16 protein-coding genes are annotated in these 21,033 nt (G+C 73.1%); 10 read left to right on the top strand and 6 right to left on the bottom strand.

Annotated features, from left to right (window positions below; all coding sequences use genetic code 11):
- The first annotated feature begins 8 nt into the window (after positions 1-8).
- Positions 9-836: a MerR family transcriptional regulator gene (locus ABD126_RS24970; protein ID WP_343936333.1), complete on the top strand. Its 828-nt coding sequence runs from the start codon at positions 9-11 to the stop codon at positions 834-836.
- A gap of 50 nt (positions 837-886) precedes the next feature.
- On the opposite strand, the gene ABD126_RS24965 is transcribed toward ABD126_RS24970, so the two are convergent.
- Complete coding sequence (locus ABD126_RS24965; protein ID WP_343936331.1) at positions 887-2,377, bottom strand: FAD-binding oxidoreductase; 1,491 nt, start codon at positions 2,375-2,377, stop codon at positions 887-889.
- A gap of 337 nt (positions 2,378-2,714) precedes the next feature.
- On the opposite strand from ABD126_RS24965, the gene ABD126_RS24960 reads away from it, so the two are divergent.
- The 5 genes from ABD126_RS24960 to ABD126_RS24940 all read left to right on the top strand — a co-directional run bounded on the left by ABD126_RS24960 (position 2,715) and on the right by ABD126_RS24940 (position 7,532).
- A complete protein-coding gene (locus ABD126_RS24960) occupies positions 2,715-3,494 on the top strand; it encodes a TerC family protein (RefSeq protein ID WP_343936330.1) in 780 nt (259 codons plus the stop codon).
- A gap of 265 nt (positions 3,495-3,759) precedes the next feature.
- A complete protein-coding gene (gene sigK, locus ABD126_RS24955) occupies positions 3,760-4,353 on the top strand; it encodes an ECF RNA polymerase sigma factor SigK (RefSeq protein WP_343936329.1) in 594 nt (197 codons plus the stop codon).
- The gene (locus ABD126_RS24950) at positions 4,350-5,105 is read left to right on the top strand and encodes an anti-sigma factor (RefSeq protein ID WP_343936328.1); all 756 of its coding nucleotides are present in this window, start codon (positions 4,350-4,352) and stop codon (positions 5,103-5,105) included. The genes sigK and ABD126_RS24950 overlap by 4 nt, the downstream gene beginning before the upstream one ends.
- A gap of 35 nt (positions 5,106-5,140) precedes the next feature.
- The gene (locus ABD126_RS24945; protein ID WP_343936327.1) at positions 5,141-6,739 is read left to right on the top strand and encodes a molybdopterin-dependent oxidoreductase; all 1,599 of its coding nucleotides are present in this window, start codon (positions 5,141-5,143) and stop codon (positions 6,737-6,739) included.
- 151 nt (positions 6,740-6,890) lie between these two features.
- Positions 6,891-7,532: a carbonic anhydrase gene (locus ABD126_RS24940; protein WP_343936326.1), complete on the top strand. Its 642-nt coding sequence runs from the start codon at positions 6,891-6,893 to the stop codon at positions 7,530-7,532.
- Positions 7,533-7,560: 28 nt separating this feature from the next.
- On the opposite strand, the gene ABD126_RS24935 is transcribed toward ABD126_RS24940, so the two are convergent.
- Complete coding sequence (locus ABD126_RS24935; RefSeq protein ID WP_343936325.1) at positions 7,561-8,544, bottom strand: L-threonylcarbamoyladenylate synthase; 984 nt, start codon at positions 8,542-8,544, stop codon at positions 7,561-7,563.
- Positions 8,545-8,763: 219 nt separating this feature from the next.
- Between ABD126_RS24935 and ABD126_RS24930 the strand changes: the two genes are divergently transcribed.
- On the top strand, positions 8,764-9,288 hold the full coding sequence (locus ABD126_RS24930; RefSeq protein WP_343936324.1) for a hypothetical protein: 525 nt from the start codon (positions 8,764-8,766) through the stop codon (positions 9,286-9,288).
- A gap of 90 nt (positions 9,289-9,378) precedes the next feature.
- On the opposite strand, the gene ABD126_RS24925 is transcribed toward ABD126_RS24930, so the two are convergent.
- Both ABD126_RS24925 and ABD126_RS24920 read right to left on the bottom strand, forming a co-directional pair.
- Positions 9,379-10,128 carry a GAF and ANTAR domain-containing protein gene (locus ABD126_RS24925; RefSeq protein WP_343936323.1) on the bottom strand — a complete coding sequence of 250 codons (750 nt, stop codon included), beginning with the start codon at positions 10,126-10,128 and terminating at the stop codon, positions 9,379-9,381.
- Between the two features lie 309 nt (positions 10,129-10,437).
- Positions 10,438-17,052, bottom strand: a complete 6,615-nt coding sequence (locus ABD126_RS24920) for a DNRLRE domain-containing protein (protein ID WP_343936322.1) — start codon at positions 17,050-17,052, stop codon at positions 10,438-10,440.
- Between the two features lie 178 nt (positions 17,053-17,230).
- Here ABD126_RS24920 and ABD126_RS24915 point away from each other — a divergent pair, with 178 nt between their 5' ends.
- Genes ABD126_RS24915 through ABD126_RS24905 form a run of 3 tightly spaced genes read left to right on the top strand, consistent with a single transcriptional unit; the run spans position 17,231 to position 19,411 of the window.
- Positions 17,231-17,749, top strand: coding sequence for a helix-turn-helix domain-containing protein (locus ABD126_RS24915; RefSeq protein ID WP_425542878.1), 519 nt, complete (start codon positions 17,231-17,233; stop codon positions 17,747-17,749).
- Entirely contained in the window at positions 17,746-18,231 is a 486-nt protein-coding gene (locus ABD126_RS24910; protein ID WP_343936321.1) for a hypothetical protein, read from the top strand. Before ABD126_RS24915 ends, ABD126_RS24910 begins: the two co-directional genes overlap by 4 nt.
- Positions 18,224-19,411 carry an MAB_1171c family putative transporter gene (locus ABD126_RS24905; RefSeq protein ID WP_343936471.1) on the top strand — a complete coding sequence of 396 codons (1,188 nt, stop codon included), beginning with the start codon at positions 18,224-18,226 and terminating at the stop codon, positions 19,409-19,411. The genes ABD126_RS24910 and ABD126_RS24905 overlap by 8 nt, the downstream gene beginning before the upstream one ends.
- Here the strand turns inward: ABD126_RS24905 and ABD126_RS24900 are convergent.
- A complete protein-coding gene (locus ABD126_RS24900; protein ID WP_343936320.1) occupies positions 19,378-20,712 on the bottom strand; it encodes a hypothetical protein in 1,335 nt (444 codons plus the stop codon). The two genes, ABD126_RS24905 and ABD126_RS24900, sit on opposite strands and share 34 nt — an antisense overlap.
- Positions 20,709-21,020 (bottom strand): hypothetical protein, encoded by a 312-nt coding sequence (locus tag ABD126_RS24895; protein WP_343936319.1) that lies wholly within the window; start codon positions 21,018-21,020, stop codon positions 20,709-20,711. Before ABD126_RS24895 ends, ABD126_RS24900 begins: the two co-directional genes overlap by 4 nt.
- Positions 21,021-21,033 lie beyond the last annotated feature (13 nt).

The raw sequence follows: 21,033 nt of genomic DNA, 5'->3' as shown, positions 1-21,033 counted from the left end.
CTCGTCGCATGGCTCCCTCGACGGGTACGACCGGCGGCGTCACGACCAGCGGCGGCACGATCGGCGGCGTCACGATCGGCAAGGCGGCGGCGTTCGCCGGTGTCACGGTGAAGACCGTGCGGCACTACCACCGGCACGGGTTGCTCGCCGAACCACCCCGTGACAGCTCCGGCTACCGGCGGTACGGGTCGGCCGACCTGCTGCGGCTGGTCCAGGTCCGCACCCTGGCCGCCGCCGGGGTGCCGCTGGCCGAGGTCGGGCCGCTGCTCGACGCCGACGCCGAGCGGTTCGCCGCCGCGCTCACCGACGTCGAACGGCGCCTCACCGAACGGATCGCGCAGCTGGTCGCCCGGCGCGACACCCTGCGGCAACTCGCCGACGGCGACCGGCTCCTGCTGCCCGACCGCGCCCTGGCGATCCTGGACCGGCTGTCCGACCTCGGTTTCAGCGACGACTACGTGGCCGGCCAACGGGAAGCCCTCGTGCTGGCCAAGGCGCTGGCACCGGAGTTGTTCGACATCTTCCTGGCCCAACTGGAACACCGGCTGGACGATCCCGAGTTCGCCGACCTGACCAAACGCGGCTGGGAGGCGCGGTCCTGGGACCCGGACGACCCCCGGATCGAGGAGCTGGCGTCCGCGCTGGCCGACAACCTGCTGGCCCACCGCGAACTGCTGGCGACGCCGACCGGTTACCGGCCCGGCCCGGACGCCGCCACCCGGTACGGGCTGATCAACCACCACCTCGAAGACGGGGAGTCGACGGCGTGGACACGGCTCAACGCGCTCGTGGAGGCCGAGCTGCGTGCCGCGGGCGTACCCATCCCGCACCAGTGACGGCCGTCAGGGGCCCGCGTCCGACCACCGGTGGGTGATGCGGCCCGGTGTCACGGCTTGCCGATGGCCTGCGGGTAGCGGAACAGGCCGGTGGGGTCGTAGCGGCGTTTGACGCGGGTCAGGCGCTGGTGGTTCGCGCCGTAGTAGGCGTGTTCCCAGCCGTCGAGGTCGGGGTCGGGGAAGTTGACGTAGGCGGCGTCGGTGACCAGGTGCCGACGCAGGGTGTGGTGCATGGCACGGATCTGCGCGAGCAGGGCGTTCACCTGCTCGGCCGGCGTGCCGGGCGCCCAGTGGGTGCCGACGTCGATGACGTAGCGACCCGAGCGGTGGGGGTAGGCGGTCTCATCCGGCCGGGGCTGCGCGCTCGCGCCGCCCATCGCGAACAGGGTCACGTAGCCGGTCGCGCGCGCCGGTCCGGGGTGCCAGGTGCGGGTCCACTCGGCGAGGGCGGCCACCGTGTCGGGGCGCAGCCACTGGTCGGGGACCAGGGACTTGGAGGCGTAGCAGGTCTTCGGGCCCGGGGTGTCCATCAGGTGGTCCTGCGCCGCCCAGAAGCCGCGCTCCTCGATGAACACCGTGCTCGGGTCGAGCCGCAACAGCGGTCCGAACAGGCGGCGCAGGGCGTCTTCGGGGCCGAGGCGTTGGCCGAGCAGCGTCAGGCTCGTGGTGCCGTCGCCCGCGTGTTTGAACCCGATCCGGACGTCGAAGTCGTGGGTGTGGTCCGCGTCGAGCACGTGCTGCAACTCGTCCACGACCCGCAAGCTCGCGCCGAGGCCGAAGGAGAGGGAGAACACGGTGGCGCGCAAGGAGTTCACCGGGACGGCGTCGAAGACGAACGCGGTGTTGACGCCGAAGTTGCCGCCGGCCCCGCCCCGGCACGCCCAGAACAGGTCGGCGTTCTCGTCGTCGGCGGCGCGCACCAGGGTCCCGTCGGCCAGCACGACGCGGGTCTCCACGAGCCGGTCGCAGGTCAGGCCCCACTTGCGGTCGTTGAAGCCCAGTCCGCCGCCCAGCGTCAGACCGGCCACGCCGACACCGCCGCAGCGCCCGCCCGGGAAGTACAGGCCCGCGTCGCGAGCGGCGTAGACGTCGGAGTTCGTCGCGCCGCCGCCCAGGTGCAGGCGGTGGCCGTGCGGGAGCACCCGGTTCATCGGCCGCAGGCTGATCACCAGACCGGTGGTGGTCGAGTGGCCGGCGTAGTTGTGGCCGCCGGAACGCGCTGCGAAGGGCATCGCGTGCTTGGCGCACCACCGCAGGGCGGCCCGCACGTCCGGTTCGCTCGCGCAGGCCAGCACCGCCGCCGGGAGAACGGAGGCGTAGCGCTGGTTGTCGGCCGCGGCGCGCTCCTGGTAGTCCTGGGCGCCGGGGCGCGACAACCGGGCCGCCGGGCTCAGCGCCTGGAGCAGCTCCCGCCACGCGGACTCGTCCACGCCCCGCGCGGGAGCCGTGGCGGCGATCCCCGGCGGGTGCGCGCACCCCAGGGCCAGTGTGGCCGCGGTGGCCGCACCCGTGCGCAGGATGAACCTCCGATTGACCGGCATGGTCGTCTCCGTTCTCCGCTGGGGCGCGGTGGAGTGGATCGCCGCCCGGCTCGGGCCGCCCCTTGCAGGATCAGCCGACACCACCCCGGTGACCGCGAAGTCCACCGTCCCCGGGGTCTTTCACCGCACCGGCGGTCTACCGGGCGGCGGGGCGGACACGGCCGGTAGCGGCCTTGGTCCGCGGCTGCGGGCGGGTGCCCGGAGCGTCCACAAAGGAACGTGGGAGTGGCACTGCCCGCTGTCGCACGATCGGGTGAACAGTGGTGTGGCTTGCGGATCGTCCTCCGGGGCGGGAACGTCTCGGCTATCGTCCGCAGGCGGCCTGCCGTGTCGTCGCGTGTGGACGGAGGACCCGAGCGTGGAGTGGATGCTCAGCCCGGAGCTGTGGATCGCGTTCGCCACCCTGTTGCTGCTGGAGGTCGTCCTCGGCATCGACAACATCGTGTTCATCTCGATCCTCGCCGGACGCCTGCCCGCCGAGCGGCAGCGCCGCGCCCGGCTGGTCGGCCTGTCCCTCGCGCTGATCACCAGGCTCCTGCTGCTGGCGTCGCTGTCGTGGGTGATCGGGTTGACCGCGCCGCTGTTCGCCGTGTTCGGCCAGGAGATCTCCGGCCGGGACCTGATCCTGCTGCTGGGCGGCCTGTTCCTGCTCGTCAAGGCGACGTACGAGATCCATGAGCAGCTCGAAGGCGCCGAGCACGCCGCCACGCGCAAGGCGGCGTCGTTCGCGTCGGTCATCGCGCAGATCCTCGTGCTGGACGTGGTGTTCTCGCTCGACTCGGTGATCACGGCCGTCGGCATGGTGGACGAGCTGGGCGTCATGGTCGCCGCGGTCGTCGTCGCGATGGTCGTCATGCTCGTCTCCGCGGGCAGGATCAGCGACTTCGTCAACCGCCACCCGACGGTGAAGATGCTGGCCCTGTCCTTCCTGCTGCTGATCGGCGGCAGCCTCATCGCCGAGGGGTTCGACCAGCACATCCCCAAGGGCTACGTCTACGGCCCCATCGCGTTCTCGATCTTCGTGGAGTTCCTCAACCTGCGCGTCCGCGCCAAGCGCGCACCCGAACCGGTCCACCTCCACCCGACCTACGTCAAGGGCGCCGACACCACCGCCTGACGGCCCGCCACCCACCGTCGGCCCTGGGTGGGGACGCCGCCGGACAATCGACGGACCGCGCGTGGCCGGGGCACTTCGCCGGCGCGGTGCTGCTGCTGGTCGTCCGGCCGACCACGGACCGGTCCACCGCCGGCCGGCGCGGGAGCCCGCCCTGCCGGCGGTGGGGGAGTCGCAACCGCCCGATCGGGTTGATACGGCACTCGCACGATCCGGTGCGCGGGTTGCCGCGAACACCTGTCGAGAGTGTCGACGGGAAGGTGACGCGATGGCGACCCGTGAGCGCAAGCTCCAGGCCGTGCCCGACGTCGGGGCCGAGCGGTCGGTCGAGGAGCTGTTGTGCCTGGTGGCGCGCGGCGACGAGAAGGCGTTCGAGCGGCTCTACGACGTGGTTGCGGGCCGGGTGTTCAGCCTGGTGTGGCGGGTGGTGCGCGACCACGCCCAGGCGGAGGAGGTCGCGCAGGAGGTGTTGCTGGAGGTGTGGCGCACGGCGGGTCGGTTCGACCCCGGGCGGGGGAGCGGGACGGCGTGGGTGATGACGATGGCGCACCACCGGGCGGTGGACCGGGTGCGGTCGGCGCGGGCCGCGACGCGGCGCGAGGACGTGGCGGCCCGGCGGGACGTGGAGACGCCCTTCGACGCGGTGAGCGAGCAGGTGGCCACGCGGATCGAGCGCCGGCAGGTGCGGCGGTGCCTGTCGACGCTGACCGAGGTGCAGCGGGAGTCCATCCTGTTGAGCTACTTCCAGGGCCACACCTACCCGGAGACCGCCTCGCTGCTGGGCCTCCCGCTGGGCACGGTCAAGACGAGGATGCGCGACGGGCTGATCCGGCTGCGCGACTGCCTGGGGGTGACCCGGTGATCGACGACATCACGCGCATCGAGGCGCACACGCTCATCGGAGCGTACGTGCTCGACGCCGTCACCGACGCGGAGCGGCGGGTGTTCGAGGAGCACCTGGCGGGCTGCTCCGGCTGTGCGCAGGAGGTCGCCGAACTGCGCGAGACCACCGCGCTGCTGGCCGGTGGGGCGGAGGTGACGCCGCCCGCCGGGTTGAAGGACCGGGTGCTCACGGCCGTCGCGCACACGCGGCAGGTCCCGCCCGACCCGCCCCGCGCGGCCGGTGGCCGGGGCGGGCGGTGGCGGCGGGCGACGGCGATCACCACCGCGGCGGCGGTCGCGGTGGTGGTGGCGCTGGGCGTGCACACCGCGGCTGCCAACGACCGGCTGGAGCGGCAACTCCAGGCCCTGCGCCAGGTGGAGGCGGAGTCCGGCCGGTTCGCGGAGGTGCTGGCCGCCCCGGACGCCAAGCTGGTGCGCGGCGAGGTGACCGGCGGCGGCAGCGGCACCGCCGTGGCGTCCCGGACCCGGGGACAGGTGGTGTTCCTGGCGCACGGCCTGGCCGAGCTGCCCGAGGACCGGGCCTACCAGCTGTGGCTGATCGGCGCCGACGGGCCGCGCCCGGCGGGACTGCTGTCCGGCTCGGGTGGTCGGCCGCTTCCGCTGCTGGCGAACGGGTTCACCGGTCCGGAAGCGGTCGGCCTCACCGTGGAGCCGCGCGGCGGGTCGGCCCGGCCCACCACGCCGGCGGTCGTCGTGCTGCCGATGGTCTGAGCAATCCGCGGCGCGGCCGGCTCCGAACACCAGGTGTGAACGCATCCACCCGCAGGCAGAGGACCGATCCCCGGGCGCCGCGGCTGCCCCTGTGGGCAGCGGCGGCGGTCGGGCTGATCGCGGTGGCCGCCGCGTTGGCGGCGGGCCACCTGGTGGCGGCGCTGATCGACCCGTTCGCCTCGCCGTTCCTGGCGGTGGGCAACACGGCGATCGACCTGACGCCCCACCCGCTCAAGGACTTCGCGATCCGCGCCTTCGGCGAGAACGACAAGGTCGTGCTCCTGGCGGGCATGGCGGTGGTGATCGCGGGCGCGGCGGTCGTCGCCGGAGCGTTGTCCCGGCGCACCCCGGCGCCGGGCACGGTCCTGGCCGCGGTGCTCGGCCTGGTCGGCGTCGTGGCCGTGCTCGCCCGCCCCACCCTGGACGCGGTCGCCGTGTTGGCCCCGTTGGCGAGCCTGGTCGTGGGCCTCGGCGTGTTCCTGTGGTTGCACCGGATCGCGCCCCGACGCGTGCCGCGGAAGGCCGCGGTGGACGACACGCGGTCGGTGGAGTGGGTGGTCCCCGGTCTGGGGCGGCGGCGGTTCCTGATCACCTCCGGTGTGGTCGTGGCGGGCGCGGGGGTGGCGGCGGCCGGCGGGCACCTCATCGGCGGCCGGGTCGACGTGGAGGCGTCCCGCCGGTCGATCCGGCTCACCCCGGACGTGACCGCGCCGCCCATCCCGGCGGGCGCGGACTTCGCGCGCGACGGAACACCGACCTTCATCACCCCCAACTCCGAGTTCTACCGGGTGGACACGGCGCTGTCGGTGCCCAAGCTGCTCGCGCAGGACTGGCGGCTGCGCGTCCACGGCATGGTGGACCGCGAACTGGTGCTCACCTACGACGACCTGCTGGGCCGGGAGCTGGTGGAGAAGACGATCAGCCTGTGCTGCGTGTCCAACGAGGTCGGCGGCCCGTACATCTCCACCACCAACTTCATCGGGGTGTCGCTGCGCGACATCCTGGCCGAGGCGGGCGTCCGGCCCGGTGCCGACCAGCTCGCGACCCGCAGCGTGGACGGCTGGACCTGCGGGACCCCGGTCGCCGACATCATGAAGCCGGACAGCGACGCCTTGCTGGCGATCGGCATGAACGGCGAGCCGCTGCCGGCCGAGCACGGGTTCCCGGTGCGCATGGTGGTGCCGGGCCTGTACGGGTTCGTGTCGGCGACCAAGTGGCTGGTCGACGCCGAGCTGACCACGTTCGCCGAGTTCGACGCCTACTGGGTCAAGCGCGACTGGGCGCGGAAGGCCCCGATCAAGACCATGTCCCGCATCGACCGCCCGAAGGGTTTCGAGCAGGTCCCCGCCGGCAGGTTCGTCGCCGCGGGCGTGGCCTGGGCGCAGCACAGGGGCATCGACAAGGTCGAGGTCCGCCTCGACGGCGGCCCGTGGCAGCCGGCCACGCTCAGCACCGAGGTCAACGTCGACACGTGGCGCATGTGGCGGGCCGAGTTCGACCTGTCCGCCGGGTCGCACACCCTCGACGTGCGCGCCACCGACCGCACGGGCTACACCCAGACCGACGAACGCGCCGAACCGATCCCCGACGGCGCCAGCGGCTGGCACTCGATCTTCTTCACCGCCACGCCCTGACCGGCCGCCGGCCCCGGCCGCGGGGGCGTAGCCGATCTTGCTGGATCACAGCCGCGGGCTTCCCGGCGCGCCGCAAACCGGGTGTCAGTGTCGGATGCGGCACACCGACGACCAGGCGACGCGTGCCGGGGGTCTGAACTAGGCTGCGGTCATGCTTGAGACGCAGGCCCTCAGCCCCGCCGAAGCCTTTGACCTGCTGCTCGCCGGGAACCGGCGCTTCGTCGCCGGGTCGCCGGAGCACCCGAACCAGGACGCGGCGCGGCGCGCGGAGACCGCGCCGGGTCAGCGCCCGTTCGCGGCGCTGTTCGGCTGTTCGGACTCCCGGTTGGCCGCGGAGATCATCTTCGACCGGGGTCTGGGTGACCTGTTCGTGGTGCGCACGGCGGGTCACGTGGTCGGCTCCGAGGTGCTGGGCAGCGTCGAGTTCGGGGTGGAGGTGCTGGGGTGCCCGCTGGTGGTCGTGCTCGGCCACGACTCGTGCGGCGCGGTGGCGGCGGCGTGCGCCGCGGTCGACGGCGGGACGACGCCGTCGGGGTTCGTCCGGGACGTCGTGGAGCGGGTGACGCCCAGCGTGCTCGCGGCGCGGGCGGCGGGTCGGGTGGAGGCCGACGACATCCTCGCCGAGCACGTCCGGCACACGATCGACCTGTTGCTGGACCGTTCCCGCGTGCTCGCCGACCGGGTCGACGCGGGCCGGACGGCCGTCGTGGGCCTGTGCTACCGGCTGGCCGACGGCCGCGCGGACGTGGTCGCGGCACGCGGACTGGACGTCAGCGCGCTCTCCGCGTCCTGACCCGGGCCGTTCGCGCGCGGGGCGGCGGTCAGCGCGGCCCCGCGGCGCGGCGGAGCCGGTTGGCGATCGCGAGGCCCAGTCCCCGCTCCGCCGGCAGGGAGGCGATGATGAGGTCGCACCCCCGCAGGTCGAGTTCGCGCAGGTAGCCGTACAGGCCGCGCGCGTAGGCGGTCGTGGAGGCGGGGACCGGCACCACGGCGTGCGCCTCCACCGGGGCGTCGGCGAGGGCGGGCGGGAGGAAGACCCCCACCCGGCGCCCCTCCTCCCGGGCGCGCCGCGCTTCGGCGAGGACCCGGTCGGGCTCGACCAGGACGACCTCGGCGCGCGGCGCGTAGTGCGAGGGGTGCTGGCCGGGGACGCGGACCCGGCTGCCCGAGCCGTCCGCGACCGGGCGGCCCAGCACGTCCTCCAGCTCTTCGCGCGTCACGCCGCCGGGCCGCAGGATGCTCGGGGTCTCGCCCGTGGCGTCGACGATGGTGGACTCGACGCCGACCTCGCAGGGGCCGCCGTCGAGCACGAAGTCGACGGCGTCGCCGAGTTCGGAGCGGACGTGGTCGGCCGTGGTCGGGCTGACCGAGCCGAACCGGTTGGCCGACGGGGCCGCGACCGCGCCGCCGAAGGCGGACAGCAGGGCCAGCGCGACGGGGTGGTCGGGCACGCGCACGGCCACCGTCTCCAGCCCGCCGGTCGCCGCGAGGGGCACCCGGTGGCCGCGCCGCAGGACCAGGGTGAGCGGCCCCGGCCAGAAGCGCTCGGCCAGCAGCCGCGCGGTCGCCGGGACCTCGGCGACCCAGTCGCCCAGGTGCTCCGCGCCGCTGATGTGCAGGATCAGGGGGTGGGTGGGCGGTCGGCCCTTGGCCTGGAAGACGCGGGCGACGGCGGCGGGGTCCTCGGCGTTGGCGCCCAGCCCGTACACGGTCTCGGTGGGGACCGCCACCAAGCCCCCGGCGCGCAGCACGCCGGCCGCCTTGTCGATGGCCGCCTTGTCGATGTCGCTGGTCGTCGCCGTCACCCTGGACCCTTCCACGTTCCGTGCAGCCGGATGGCCGTACCAGCGTAGAGGGGCGGGTGAACGTGCCGTCGTCGGCGCTGTGTTGTGCGGCGAACCCCTCGTTCGGGTGGTGTCGGCGTGGTGTCGAACCGGGTGGCGGTCCAGTGGGTACGTCGGGTGACGGGATCGATACGAGACCCGGGGCGCGCTTGGGCCCTCGGTGCGGAGGTGGGCTGGAACGTGGTTGACGGGCATCTGCACGCGGTGGGCACGGGCGTGGTGGGCACGGGCGTGGTGGGCACGGGCGTGGCGGACGGCGTCACGAGCGGGTGGTCGGCCGGGGCGGGTGGTGTCGCGTACGCGGATCGACCCCGCTGTGGGCGTCCGACGCGGACGGGTGAGCCTTGCCTGGCGCCGGTCCGGTACTCGGTGCCGTTGGGCCGGTTCGCCCCGGCGTGCCCCAGGCACCTCGACCCGCGGGAGCGGCGCAGGTTGGACGACGAGCCGTTGTGGTCCGCGCGCGGGCAGGTGCACTGGGCGCTGGTCGAGGCGTCGGCGGCGGGCAGCCCGGTGGCCGCGTTCCGGATCGCCGCCCGCCTGCAGATCCAGTTGCCGGTGGTGGTGGAGGCGCTGCACCGGCTGGCGACCGAGGGCCGGGTGGGCTCGGTCACCGCGCCCCGGGGACGGGTGTGGGGGACGCCCGAGGTCGTGGAGCGGTGGGCGGCCGAACGCGACCTCGCACCGGCGTCCACCCGTGACGGGTGACGATCCGTACGGGTGACGATCCGCCGGACCACGGGCCGCCGGACCACGGGCCGCCGGACCACGGGCCGGCGGGCGACGTGGCGTGGGCCGTCAGGTGTTGGGGCCGGTGATGCCGTGCTTGGCCAGCGCCTCGGTCAGCTCGCCGTCCTCCTGGGCGGTGACGAGGGTGCGAGCCAGGTCGCGGAGCTTGACGTTGGCGTGTTGGGAGGCTCGCTTGAGCACTGCGAAACCGGTTTCGGCGTCGATGCCGAACCGGTGCATGAGCACGCCCTGGGCCTGGCCGATGGTGTGGCGGCTCTGCAGGGCGGTGGTGAGGTTGTCGACCAGGGTGCGGCTGTCGTGGTAGACGCGGACGTTGTCGAACGCGACGCCGGCGTGCAGGGTCAGCAGCAGGACGATGTCGTAGGCGTGACCGTCGAAGTGGTGCGGTGTGCGGGAAGCGAGCGTGAGCACCGCCGGGGGCGAGTGCTTGGTCGGCACGGGCAGCACCAGGCACGATCGCAGTTCGTGTACGGACAGCGCCCCGGTGAACGCGGTCCAGCGGGTCTCGGCCTCGACGTCGCCGATGCGCCGGGGTTCGCCGAACCGCAGCGCCTCGCCGATCGGGTTGTCGCCGGTCAGGTCCACGGTCAGGTCGGTCGCGCGCGGTCCCCGCTTGGCGGCGATGGTCTCGGCCGGCCCGTCGGGAGTCTCCACGGTGATCATGGCGTGGTCGCAGTCCGGCACCGTGCGGACCAGCCGGTCCAGGAACCGCTCGGTGATCGCTTCCACGTCATCGTCCTCGACCAGCCGCGACATCTCGACCAGGTCGTGGGCCAAGGTCAGCACCGACTCCGTCAACGCGCTCTCCCGTCACCTGACTGTGGTGTTCGCGGGGATGCTGCGCTGTTGAACATCCGGGTGCCCGAACTCTACGTCATCACCCGATGTCCACTGCGGCCAGGCACTTCCGCCGGTAGCGCCTCGACCTGCTGCCGGGCGAAGGACTCCTGGTCGGCGACAGGTCGAGGTGGTCGAGATTTCCCGCCGGAGCGGGGAGCCCGCTCGCACGAGCTCCCCGCTCCGGCGCGCTGCCGTTGGATGTCGCTCCCGCCGACCACCGGCTCCACCGGGGTGCGGCCGGAGGCTTTCAGCCGGGCGTGATTCGGCTCATAGCCTGTTGTTGTAGTGGCGGCGGCATTCTTCGTCGACCTGGTTGACCGCTTTCCAGATGGCCCACGCGACGCCTCCGGCAATGATCCACATCAGGACGGGGTGTCCGCCGAGCGGGATGAGGACGATGGCGAGGACCGCCGCGGCCAAGGTGATCAGGGCTTCGACGCAGTCCCCGCTGACCTTGCCGCGGACCGCGCTGCGCGATGCCCTGTTCTTGGCCTTCTGGGCTTGGCGCAACTTCCGCATGAGCGACTTCCGGAGTTTCTTGGGTGCTTTGCGCAGCGAATTCTTGGCCTTTTTGAGCGCCTTGTTCACCTTGCGCAGCGCCGAGCGGGGGCTGACGCCGCAGCCGCAACCCCCGCCGCGTTCCTCCTTGAGCTTTTGACCGTCCAGGTCGAACTGGTTGACCGGGTCGGTGGGGTAGGTGTAGGCGTTCGCGTTGCCGCCGGCCACCGGGTCGACCGAGCCGAACGACCCGGTCACCGGGTTGTAGACGCGAACGCCCATCATCACCAGCCCGGTCGGGGACGCGGCGCGCTGAGCCGCGCCCAGCCACCCGTACCGCGGGCTTGCCGTGTCGGCGGTGGTCGACGACCGCGGGTTGCCGTACTCGTCGAAGTTGCTCCAGCCGCTCAAGGCGGTGGCCGGGGTCGCGCCGGCGGGGAGGTCGACGGTGCTGACGATGTCGCCGTGCGCGTTGACGATCACGACGTCGGCTTGGTCGTCCTGGTCGATGGTGAGGTTGAGGTGGTCGCCGAGCAGTTTGAGGTGGTGCCGGGTCGAAGTGCCCGTGGATGTCCACGAAGGACTGTCGCCGCGGTCGGTGTAGTGGTGGACGGTCCTGGTGGTGGAACCGGCGTCGGTGACGGTTTCGCTCGACCGGCGGTCGGCGGCGTCGAGGGTGAAGGTCGTGGTCACGCCGCCTTGGCTGATGGACCTCGCCAGGTCGTTGTCGTAGTAGGACAGGGAGATGTCGCCCGACCGCGGGGTCGGCGCGTCGGCCGCGGGCAGCGCCAGTGTTCGGCCGAGCGGGTCGTAGGTGTAGGCCCCGCTGCCGTCGGCGCCGGTGGCCGGCCGGTCGGCGGTGTCGAACCGCCGGGTCGTGGTGGTGCCGCCGGTGGTGGCGCAGGACCCGTCGTCGGCGGCCGGTGTGATCGTGCGGCCGGTGCGGTTGTGGTTGCGGTCGAAGGTGTAGGTGCGGGTCTGGCACGGGGGTGCCTGCGCGGGATCGGTGACGTCGCCCCCGGTGCCCGCCGCGGTTCTGTCGCGGACCTGGACGAGACGTCCGGCTCCGTCGTAGTCGAACGCGCGGTGGTAGGGGACCGCGTCGCCGACGTCGCCGGGGTCGTCCGGTTGCGGGTCGTCGGCCGCGGGCGGGCCGGTGAAGGCGGCGCCGTCGGGGGTCCACTCCCGGACCACGCGACCTGCCAGGTCGCTGTCCAGTGACCAGGTCAGCCAACCGCCGTCGGGCACGACGGTGGTCGAGCCGTCGTCGCCCCGCGTGGTGATCTGGCCGGTGTAGCGCAGCCCGACCGCTTCTCCGGTGTGGTCGAGGTCGATGTGCCGGGTGATCCCCCCGGGCAGCGCGTGCTTGACGAGGCTGCCGTCGGGGTCGTAGGCCGCCGCGGCGGAGCGGGTGGTGCCGTTCCGGGTGACGTCGACCTTGGTGGGCAGCCCCCGACGCTCGGCCTGACCGTTCGCGTCGGTGCCGTCGTAGCTGTACCGGGTGGTGGTTCCGGTGGGGTCGGTGACGGTCGCGATCCCGCCCGCGGCGTCGTAGGTCGTGGTGGTGGGCGCGTCGCCGGAGGGCTGGTAGGTGGTCTGGCGACCCCACCCGTCCTGGGTGGTCCTGGTCGTCGCGGCGGTGGAGCCGTCGGCATCGCGAGCGGTGACGGTCGTGACCTCGCCGGTGGACGGGTCGTAGGCGATCTCCTTCCGGGTGACCGGCGTGGAGCCGGACAGTCCGGTCACGGCGGTGGACACCGACTGCGGCCTGCCGTCGGGGCGGTAGGACGTCGTGGTCGTACGGGTCACCGGGCCGGAGGTCTCGACCACGGTGGTCGGGGCGAGCAGGTAGTCGTAGCCGGTGGTCGAGACCGAGGGCAGCGAGGGTCCCGAGGTCGGGGCCGCCGCCGGTTGGCTCCGGCAGACCAGGCCCGCCCACTGCGGTTTGGCACCGCACTCGGGGACCGCGGCGTTGGCCTCGGTGGTGTAGTGGACGGTGCGGACCGTGCCCGCGTCGTGTCCGTCCGAGGCGGGTTGGCGGGTCTCGACCACGCGGCCCTCGGCGTCGTAACGGGTGGTCTTGACGATGTCACCCGCGGACACGGCGCCGTCGCGATCGACGTCGGTGGTGCTCGTGCTGGGCAGGCCGAGCGCCCACCCGTCCGGATCGCCGGCCACCGTCGGCGCGTAGCCGGTGAAGGAGCGGGCCAAGACCTCGACGTCGGTGCCGGTACCCGGGTCGTGGACCCAGGACGTCTCGCTGGTCCGCAGCCGGTAGGGCATGCCGGTGGCGGCGTTGATGCCCCCGTTGGGCGCGTTCTGGTCGTAGTCGGCCTTGGTGTGGACGCGCAGCCACTCGATCTCGCCCGAGCGCAGGGCGGCCCAACGCGCGGGGCCGAACGTCTCGGTGACCATCGTGCCCGCCGGGGTGAGCACCCTCGCCCCGTCGAGGATGTCGGCGTTGTAGACGGTGATCGTGGCCAGGTGGTCGGTCGCCGCTCCCGCCGGGAGTCGCCCGTCGACGACCACCCGCAGCGCACGCTCGTCCAGCTCCCGGACGACGTTGCCGCGGGGGTCGTAGTCGGTGGCGGTGAACTGCCAGGCGCCGGCGCCGTGCTGAGCGGTGTTGACCGCGTAACCCTGGCCGTCGGTGTAGTGCAGTTCGGCGTGCTCCCAGTCTCCGCTGCCGATGTCGGCCGGCGAGGTCGAGGTCACCGGGTGCCCGGGCCCGAAGACGGCGAACCCGGTGGTCGGGGCCGAGGCCTGTCCCCACCGCTGCACCGAGCCCGCCGACAGGTCGGGCAGGCCGGGCCCGGTGGTCGGCACGCCGTAGACGAACGAGGCCAGCGTCGCGGTGCCGCCGGTCGGGTCGCCCGCCGGGCGGTCACGCTGCACCGAGGCCAGCTTCACGTTCGGTGCGGCCGTGTAGGTCAACCGGTAGGGCACCTGTCCCGCCGGTTTGACGGAGGTGATCCGGTTCGCCGAGTCGTAGCCGTAGGCGGTGGCCAGGCCGTTGCGGGGGTCGGTGGCTTCGGAGAGCCTGCCGCTCGGGTCGTAGGAGTAGGAAGCCACCTTGGTGGAGTCCATGCCCGCGCCACCGGCCTTGTCCGGGTGGAACGTCTCCAGCCACACGGCGACGAGCCTTCCGTTGGCCGACCCGGACGTCCCGTATTCCATGCGCAGCGATCGGCAGCCGACGGCGCCGGTGTACGCGCCCGCACCGTCAACGCACGTCACTCCGGGGGCGGCCGGGGCGATGATCCGCACGACGCGGCCGTTGGTCGCGTCGTACAGGTGGACCGCCGTGGAGGCGACTCCGGCCTGCGCCACGGTCGAGGCGCGGAACCTGCCCGCCGCGGCGGACGTCGGCGCGGTGGCGGGGGTGGTGGTGAAGGTGGTGGTGGTTCCGTCGTCCTCGGTGTAGGCGATCGTGGTCGACGCGCCGCTGCCGGTGACGGTCAACCGCCCGCGCCCGGCGCTGGTCTCCTCGTCGGCGGGCACCCAGGCGCCGTTCTGCAACGTGGCCGTGGTCCGCCGCGTGCCGTCCGGGGCTTGGAACAACTGCGTGGTGTCCTTGCCGTCCACCAGTGCCAGGGTCCCGTCGACGCGGGTGTTGTCCACGACCCGCAGGTCTGCGGCCCCGACACCGGCTCCGTCGACCGCCGCGGTCCAGCCCGGCCCGAAGATCCCGTTGACCGCGTCGGTGGGGCCCGCGAATGTCGAGTGCGACCGAGCGACCGTCAACGTCCCGGTGTAACCGGCGACCTCGACGTCGGTGGCCTCGGTGTGGAACTCGCCGGTCCACAACGCCATCTCGCCCGGCCCCGCCTCGGCGGTCGGGAAGCCGTTGCCGAACGCGTGCGGCACGCGCAGCACCGTGGTCCTCGACTGCGACCACGTGCACTGCGTCGAGGCCGAGTAGACCAGGCACACCTGCACGTCCAGCAGGGCGGGCAGGCGCTCGTCCAGTGGTGTGGGCTGGAGTCCGGCGGTGCCGGGGTCGGAGTCGAGTTGAGCGTCCTGGGTTTCGGCTCGGGTGCTCCAGGTGCCGGACACCGCGACGCCGGCGGCACCGTTGTCGGTGACGGTCAGAGGGGCGTTGGTCGCTGTGTTCCAGCCGGTGGTCTCACTGCTGCCGCCGTAGCCGGACAGTCGCCACTTGAGCGTGGCGGTGACGCTGCCGGAGGTGCCCTTGGGTGGGCCGGAGGCGGTGATGCGGACTCCGTCGGTGGTCGTCGTGCGCGGAGCGGTGGACGGGCTGGTCATGTTCGCGCCGCCGTAGCCGAAGGAGTAGCCGCCCAGGCCGGACAGCAGGCCGGACGGGGTTTCGGCGCGCACGGCGATGGAGTGCTGGCCCGGGGTGCGGGGGAGGGTGACGGTGACCTTGCCGTCGCCGCCCATGCTGGTCGGGGTGATCTTGAGGTGGCCGGGTGGGCCGCCGGTGAAGTTGGTCGGGTAGGGCTTGGTGTCGACGTTGACCCGGACGTAGCCCGGGGCGCTCCAGCCGGTGCCGGTGGCGGTGATCGTGCAGGTCACGTCGGTGGTCGGCGGGGTGTCGGTCCAGGAGCCGTTGGGGTACGGGCAGGACACGGTGGGCACGGCCGGGGTGGTGGCGGCGATGCGCACCAGGGCCCAGGGCGACCAGCCGGACTTGAGGAAGCCGTCGGTGGTGCGGGCTCGGACGACGATGGCGGTGTTGTCGGGCAGGTCGGCGTTGGGTTGGCAGCCGGCCGTGGTGCCCGAGGGGTAGGACGAGCTGGTGCAGGTGGCCTTCAGCGTGGCCGCGGTGCCGGCGGTGGAGGTGTGGAACTCGAACTCGTAGCGCACGTTGTTGCCGTCGGCGTCGGTGCCCTTGGACGACACCCAGGTGCGGCGGTTGGCGGTGTAGAGGTAGGTGGAGGCGCCGGGCGCGGCGTAGGAGACCGCGTTGACGATCATGGGTTTCGCGGGGACCGTCGGCGGGCGGTTGTAGGTGTAGGAGATGTACGGGTCGGCGGAGCCCTCGCTGGAGTGGAACCTCTTCCAGGAGTTGGAGTCGGACTCGTTGCCGGCCATCAGCACCATGCCGCCGACGGTGTAGGTCGCATTCGACCAGGCCTGCACCAGCGGGGTGATCGGCACCGACATCCGGCCCGCCGGGCAGCCGCTGTCGTGGCCCTTGGCGACGTTGGTCGAGCCGTACTGGGAGCCGATCGTGGGCTGGGAGGTCCAGCGCGTGGCCGTGGAGGCGAGCTGCGCGCTGCGGACGATCATCGTGGACGGCGTGCACGAGTAGGACCAGGTTTCGAACAGCGACAGGGTCGCGCCGAGGATCTGCTTGCCCTTGAACGGGGCCACCGGGACGTTGAGGAACGACCGCGCCTTCACCGCGCCGCCGTTGTAGGTGCCCAGCTTCAACTCCGGCGAGGTCGACTGGTCGCTGGTGTAGTCCGATTGCGCCCAGGTGTCGAAGTTCGGGAACGCGTTGGCCACCGCGTAGGTCGGGTCCACCGTGATCGGGAAGGACCGCTTGGCGTCCAGCACCCACGCCGGGTCGGGCGCGACCACCAGGTGCTCGCCCTCGACGCGCAGGTCCACCCTCGCGCGGTTGACCGGTTCGCCGCTGCGCTGGTCGATCTCGGCGTCCCACATGTACGCGACCGGGATCGAGGAGTGGACCTCGCCCTTGTCGTCCAGGAACGCGATCGCGCCGTCGGGTTCCTGCCGCACGGTCAAACCCTTGATCCGCAACGGGATTCGCCACACCGGCGCGGCCGTGGGCCGGTTCTTGACGACGAAGTCGTACTCGAACCCGGACCGGCGGGTGTGCACGAGGAAGTCCACGCCCGGTTCCACGTCGGCGTAGCGGGCTTTCGTGCCGTCCAGCTCGGGCTTGGGCAGCGGCCAGGGCGCGTCCCAGCGGACCTCGCGCGCGCCGTCCTGCGCCGCGGCGGCGACCAGCAGGCCGCCCGCCTTGGCGTGGTCCTTGCCCAGCTTCACCCGCAACGGGTGTCCGCCGGGCGCCACGGTGCCGTCGCGGTCGCGCCGCCAGGTCAGGTCCACGTCCTTCCACCGGCCCTCGGACGTGCGGAACCGCACCGCGCCCGAGTGCTCGTCGGTGGTCATCGTCCCGTCGGGGTTGGCCCAGGTCGTGGACGACCCGGTGCGCAGCGACTCGACTTCGACCTTGGACCCCTGCGCCCGCGCGCTGACCGCGGCCGACACGACGTCCGGGCGGGACTGCACGACGGGACCGGCGGCCGGCGCGGGGTCGGGCGCGGCCACGGCCGGCGTTGTCGTGGTCTCGGCGGCGCCGGCGGTGAGGACCACGGCCAGCGCGATGGCGAGCAGCCTGGTCCGGCGCGGTAACGGTCGGTCGGTGGAGCGCGCCGACGATGCGGCCATGGTTCCCCCAAGTGGCGAAGGCGTGCGGACCGCGAGTCCCCCCGGCTCGCGGTCCTGCTTCACGTCAGTTGACGCAAGCGGCACTGACCGTAAACCTGTATTAAGGAACCGGTCAATGCGAGCAAATGAGTGAACCGTTCCCGCTTCACACCAGTTGGTGACGGACTACGCTGGGCCCATGTCCGACGACGTCGGTTCCCTGGCCGCCAAGGTCGACCACCTGTTCCGGACGGTGCGCCCGCGCGACGGCGGCGAGTACTCGTTCGAGGAGGTGGCGGCGGCCATCCGCGCCGGCGGCGGGCCGACGATCTCCGCGACCTACCTGTGGCAGCTGCGCAAGGGCCTGCGGGACAACCCGACCAAGCGGCACCTGGAGGCGTTGGCGGGCTTCTTCGGCGTGCCTCCCGCGTACTTCTTCGACGACGGCGCGGCCGAGCGCATCGACGCCGAACTCGCGCTGCTCACCGCGCTGCGGGACGCGCCCGTGCGGCAGATCGCCCTGCGCGCCAACGGCTTGTCCGCCAAGAGCCTGGAGGCCATCGCCGAGATGGTGGACCGGGTGCGCGAGCTGGAGGGGCTGCCCGAGACCGCCCCGCCGAGCGCGGGGTCGAGCGCAGGGTCGAGCGCAGGGTCGAGCGCGGAGCCGAGCGCAGGGTCGAGCGCGGGGTCGAGCGCAGAGCCGGGCACGGGGCCGTGAACCGGCGCCGGGCGCGCAGACGTCACGCGGCTCTGCTGCGCGACCTGCCCGCACCGGCGCCCTTCGACGCCCGCGAGCTGTGCCGGCAGGTCGCCGCGCTGCGCCGCCGGCCGATCCGGCTGCTGCCCATGACCGGCCTCGACGAGGTCTGCGGCCTGTGGATCGCCACCGACACCGCGGACCTGATCTTCCACGAGCGCGGGACCTCGCCGCCGCACCAGGACCACATCGTCCTGCACGAGCTGGCGCACCTGCTGTGCGACCACCGGTCGGCCTCGGTGGCACCGGCCGAACTGTCCCGCGTGTTGTTGCCTCATCTGGACCCGGCCGTGGTCCGGCGGGTGCTGGGCCGTGCCGGGTACACCTCGGAGGAGGAGTGGGAGGCCGAGACGCTGGCCTCGCTGATCCGCCAGCGCGACACACCCGCCACGACGTTCACCGGCCGCCTGCGTGACGCCCTCGACGGCGGCCGACATGGGTGACGCGTTGCGCCAGTGGGGTCCGGCCGTGCTGGCCTGGGCGGTGCTGCTGACCCGGCGCGGCGGCACCGGCGCGCGGCGCTGCCTGCGGTGGGTGTTCCTGGGCCTGGCGTGCTCGCTGACCGCGCAGATCCCGTTCACGACCGTGGTGGTGAGCCAGGTGACCGGGTCCGGGGACCTCGCGCGCCTGGTCAACCACACCGGCATGGTGCTCACCGCGTGGGCCGGGCAGGAGTTCATGGCCCGCATGAACGGCTACCCGCGCGGCCCGCGGTGGCAGGCGTGGTGGGCGGCGGCGGGGTTCGCGGTGATGTGCGTGTTCTTCGCCGCCACACCCGACCTGCGCCCGCAGTCGCCGTGGGTCATGGAGTACTGCCTGGCCTACGCCGCCGCGCAGTTGCCGGCGTTGACCACCGTGGTCGTCCTGGGCCTGCGGCACGCGCGTCGCGCCGGGGACCGCGTCCTGCGCACCAGCCTGCGCCTGGTGGTGGCCGGCACCGTGTTCGGAGTGCTGTACCTGGCCAACAAGACGATCCTGGCGATGAGCCCGCGCCTGGGCTTCGAGTTCGCGCCCAGCCGCACCCCGGTGGCCCGGGAAGCGTTGCCCACCACCGCGTACCTGCTCGTCCTGCTCGGTGCGGCACTGCCCACCGCGCTGGGCTGGCTGCACCACTACCGCCTGCACCGCCGCCTGGGCCCGCTGTGGCGCGCCCTCTACCGCGCCGAACCGGCGATCGCCCTCGACCCGCCGCGCGTGCCGGACGTGCTCGTGCTGCGCGACCTCCGCCTGCGGGTCTACCGCCGGGTCATCGAGATCCGCGACGGCCTGCTGGCCCTCCAGCCCTACCGCGACCCCGCCGTCACCGAGACCGTCCACGCCCAGGCAACCGAATCCGGCCTGACCGGCCGCGCCCGCGACGCCGCCGTGGAAGCCGCCACCGTCACCGCCGCCCTGCACGCCCACGCCACCAAGAGCGTCCCCGCCCGGTCGGGCCTCGTGCCCCACGGTGGCACGGACCTCGCCGACGACACCGCGTTCCTCGTCGCGGTGTCCCGGGCCTTCCGGAACGCCCGGCGCTCGCGCGTTCCGGACCGGCCTTCCCGGGCGCTGGACAGGCACCCGGCTCGACCGGTGACGGGACCCGCCGGTCAGCGGGGTCGTGGTGGTCGTTCGACGGGGTAGGGCAGGAAGGGCTCGTCGCCGGGGGTTCCGGTGCCGCGTGCGGTGGAGGAGCCGGCCGGGTAGAGGGGGTGCAGGTCGACCGGGGTGTGTCTGGGGGAGTTGGCGGCGATGTCGGTCAGGGCTTGTTGGCGTTGCTGCTCGGTGAGGCGGGACCAGGCGTTGGTGTCGTCGAGGCGGGACTGGAAGCTGTCCCAGGCCGCGGCGCGGTCGCGGATGTCGCCGGAGCGGGCGGCCGTGGAGTCGCCGTAGCGGTCGTTGTAGTCGCGCACTTGTTCGGTGTCGGCCGCGTAGAGCAGGAACAGTTGTTTGTCCGTGGTCGCGCCGTGCGGGTTCTCCGCGAGTTGGGCGAGGTGGTGGGCGCTGAGCCTGATGTTCTCCGCGGGGTTCTTCTCCACGTACGCGGCCAGGTCGGCGTCGCCGAGGTCGCCGAGGAACGTGCCGTCCTCGGTGGTGAAGGCCTCCCGGTTCCCGTTCATCACCTCGCGGATGGTGTCCATCTTCATGTGGGTGATGCCCAGCGACTTGTCGGGCTCGATCGTCTGCTGCGCCGTCCACTCCAGGAAGCGCCAGGTCTCGGTGAGCGGGCCGCCGTCCGGCTCGAAGTTCTGGTACCACTGCTGTTCCTGCCAGACGATCGCCAGCAACAACGACTCGCTGACACCGGTCTCGCGCGCGGCGCGGCGGACCGCGTCCATCAGCTCCGCCGGGATGTTCAGCGGGTGCAGCTCCCCCGCGCCGAGCAGGCGCAGGGCGATCTGCACCGGGTCGCCGGCCGCGGCGTCCAGCGCCCGGCGGACGGCGGCGGGGTCGGTCGAGCCGGTGAGGGCCGTGATCACCCGCAGCCGGCCGGCGGCCTGCTGGTCGGCCTGGTTGGCCGCGGTCAGCGCCGCCGACACCATCAGCGAGGCGCAGTTCACCGCCCACTTGCCCAGGTCGGTGTCGGTGTTGCCGGTGACCACGCCGGCTTCGCTGACACCCAGGCAGTACCGGCTCGCGAAGTCCAGCGCGTCCCCGAGTGCGCGTTGCGCGGCCTCGACGGCCTGGGCCAGCGCGCCGTAGGTGGACATCAGTCCTTCCAGGACGGTCGCGGCGGCTTCGTAGGTGTCCGCGTGCCGGGTGAACGACCGGGTGGCGTCCTCGCCTGCCTGGTCGACCCAGCACACCTGGAGGGTGCGGGCCACTTCGTTGCGCGCCAGGGACGACACGTCGTGGCAGTGGTGGGCGGCGTCGCGGGCGTCCTCGGCGGCGGTCCACCACAGCGCCGGTCGGGCGTTCCTCAGGTCGGAGACGGTCAGCGTCATCGCGTGAACCACTCGGCCTGGGCGCGCAGCGCGTCGCCGGCGGCCCGGTCGGCGTCGACGTAGGCGCCCATCGAGTCGTTGACCGCGTCGGCGGCGCGGTCGACCTCCTCGCCCAGCCGCCGCAACCGGGCTTGCCACGCCGACACGCACTCCGCGCTCGCGGTGGCGGCGAGCCAGCCGGGGTGCGGCGCCGCCGCGGCTTCCGCGCCGAGCAGCAGCGTCGACCGTTCGCCTTCCGCCCGGTCGCCGAGGAACTTCGTCGCGATGGTCACGACGGGTTCGATGATGGCGTCGAGGCCCCACACCATGTCCTGGTCCCCC

The sequence above is a fragment of the Saccharothrix mutabilis subsp. mutabilis genome (assembly GCF_039521145.1).
Lineage (GTDB): Bacteria > Actinomycetota > Actinomycetes > Mycobacteriales > Pseudonocardiaceae > Actinosynnema > Actinosynnema mutabilis.
This window is presented reverse-complemented; position numbering and strand designations above follow the sequence as displayed.

Coding starts and splice junctions, on each gene's coding strand:
- ABD126_RS24970 (WP_343936333.1), top strand. CDS start 9: ATGGCTCCCTCGACGGGTACGACCGGCGGCGTCACGACCAGCGGCGGC.
- ABD126_RS24965 (WP_343936331.1), bottom strand. CDS start 2,377: ATGCCGGTCAATCGGAGGTTCATCCTGCGCACGGGTGCGGCCACCGCG.
- sigK (WP_343936329.1), top strand. CDS start 3,760: ATGGCGACCCGTGAGCGCAAGCTCCAGGCCGTGCCCGACGTCGGGGCC.
- ABD126_RS24940 (WP_343936326.1), top strand. CDS start 6,891: ATGCTTGAGACGCAGGCCCTCAGCCCCGCCGAAGCCTTTGACCTGCTG.
- ABD126_RS24920 (WP_343936322.1), bottom strand. CDS start 17,052: ATGGCCGCATCGTCGGCGCGCTCCACCGACCGACCGTTACCGCGCCGG.
- ABD126_RS24915 (WP_425542878.1), top strand. CDS start 17,231: ATGTCCGACGACGTCGGTTCCCTGGCCGCCAAGGTCGACCACCTGTTC.
- ABD126_RS24905 (WP_343936471.1), top strand. CDS start 18,224: ATGGGTGACGCGTTGCGCCAGTGGGGTCCGGCCGTGCTGGCCTGGGCG.
- ABD126_RS24900 (WP_343936320.1), bottom strand. CDS start 20,712: ATGACGCTGACCGTCTCCGACCTGAGGAACGCCCGACCGGCGCTGTGG.
- ABD126_RS24895 (WP_343936319.1), bottom strand. CDS start 21,020: ATGGTGTGGGGCCTCGACGCCATCATCGAACCCGTCGTGACCATCGCG.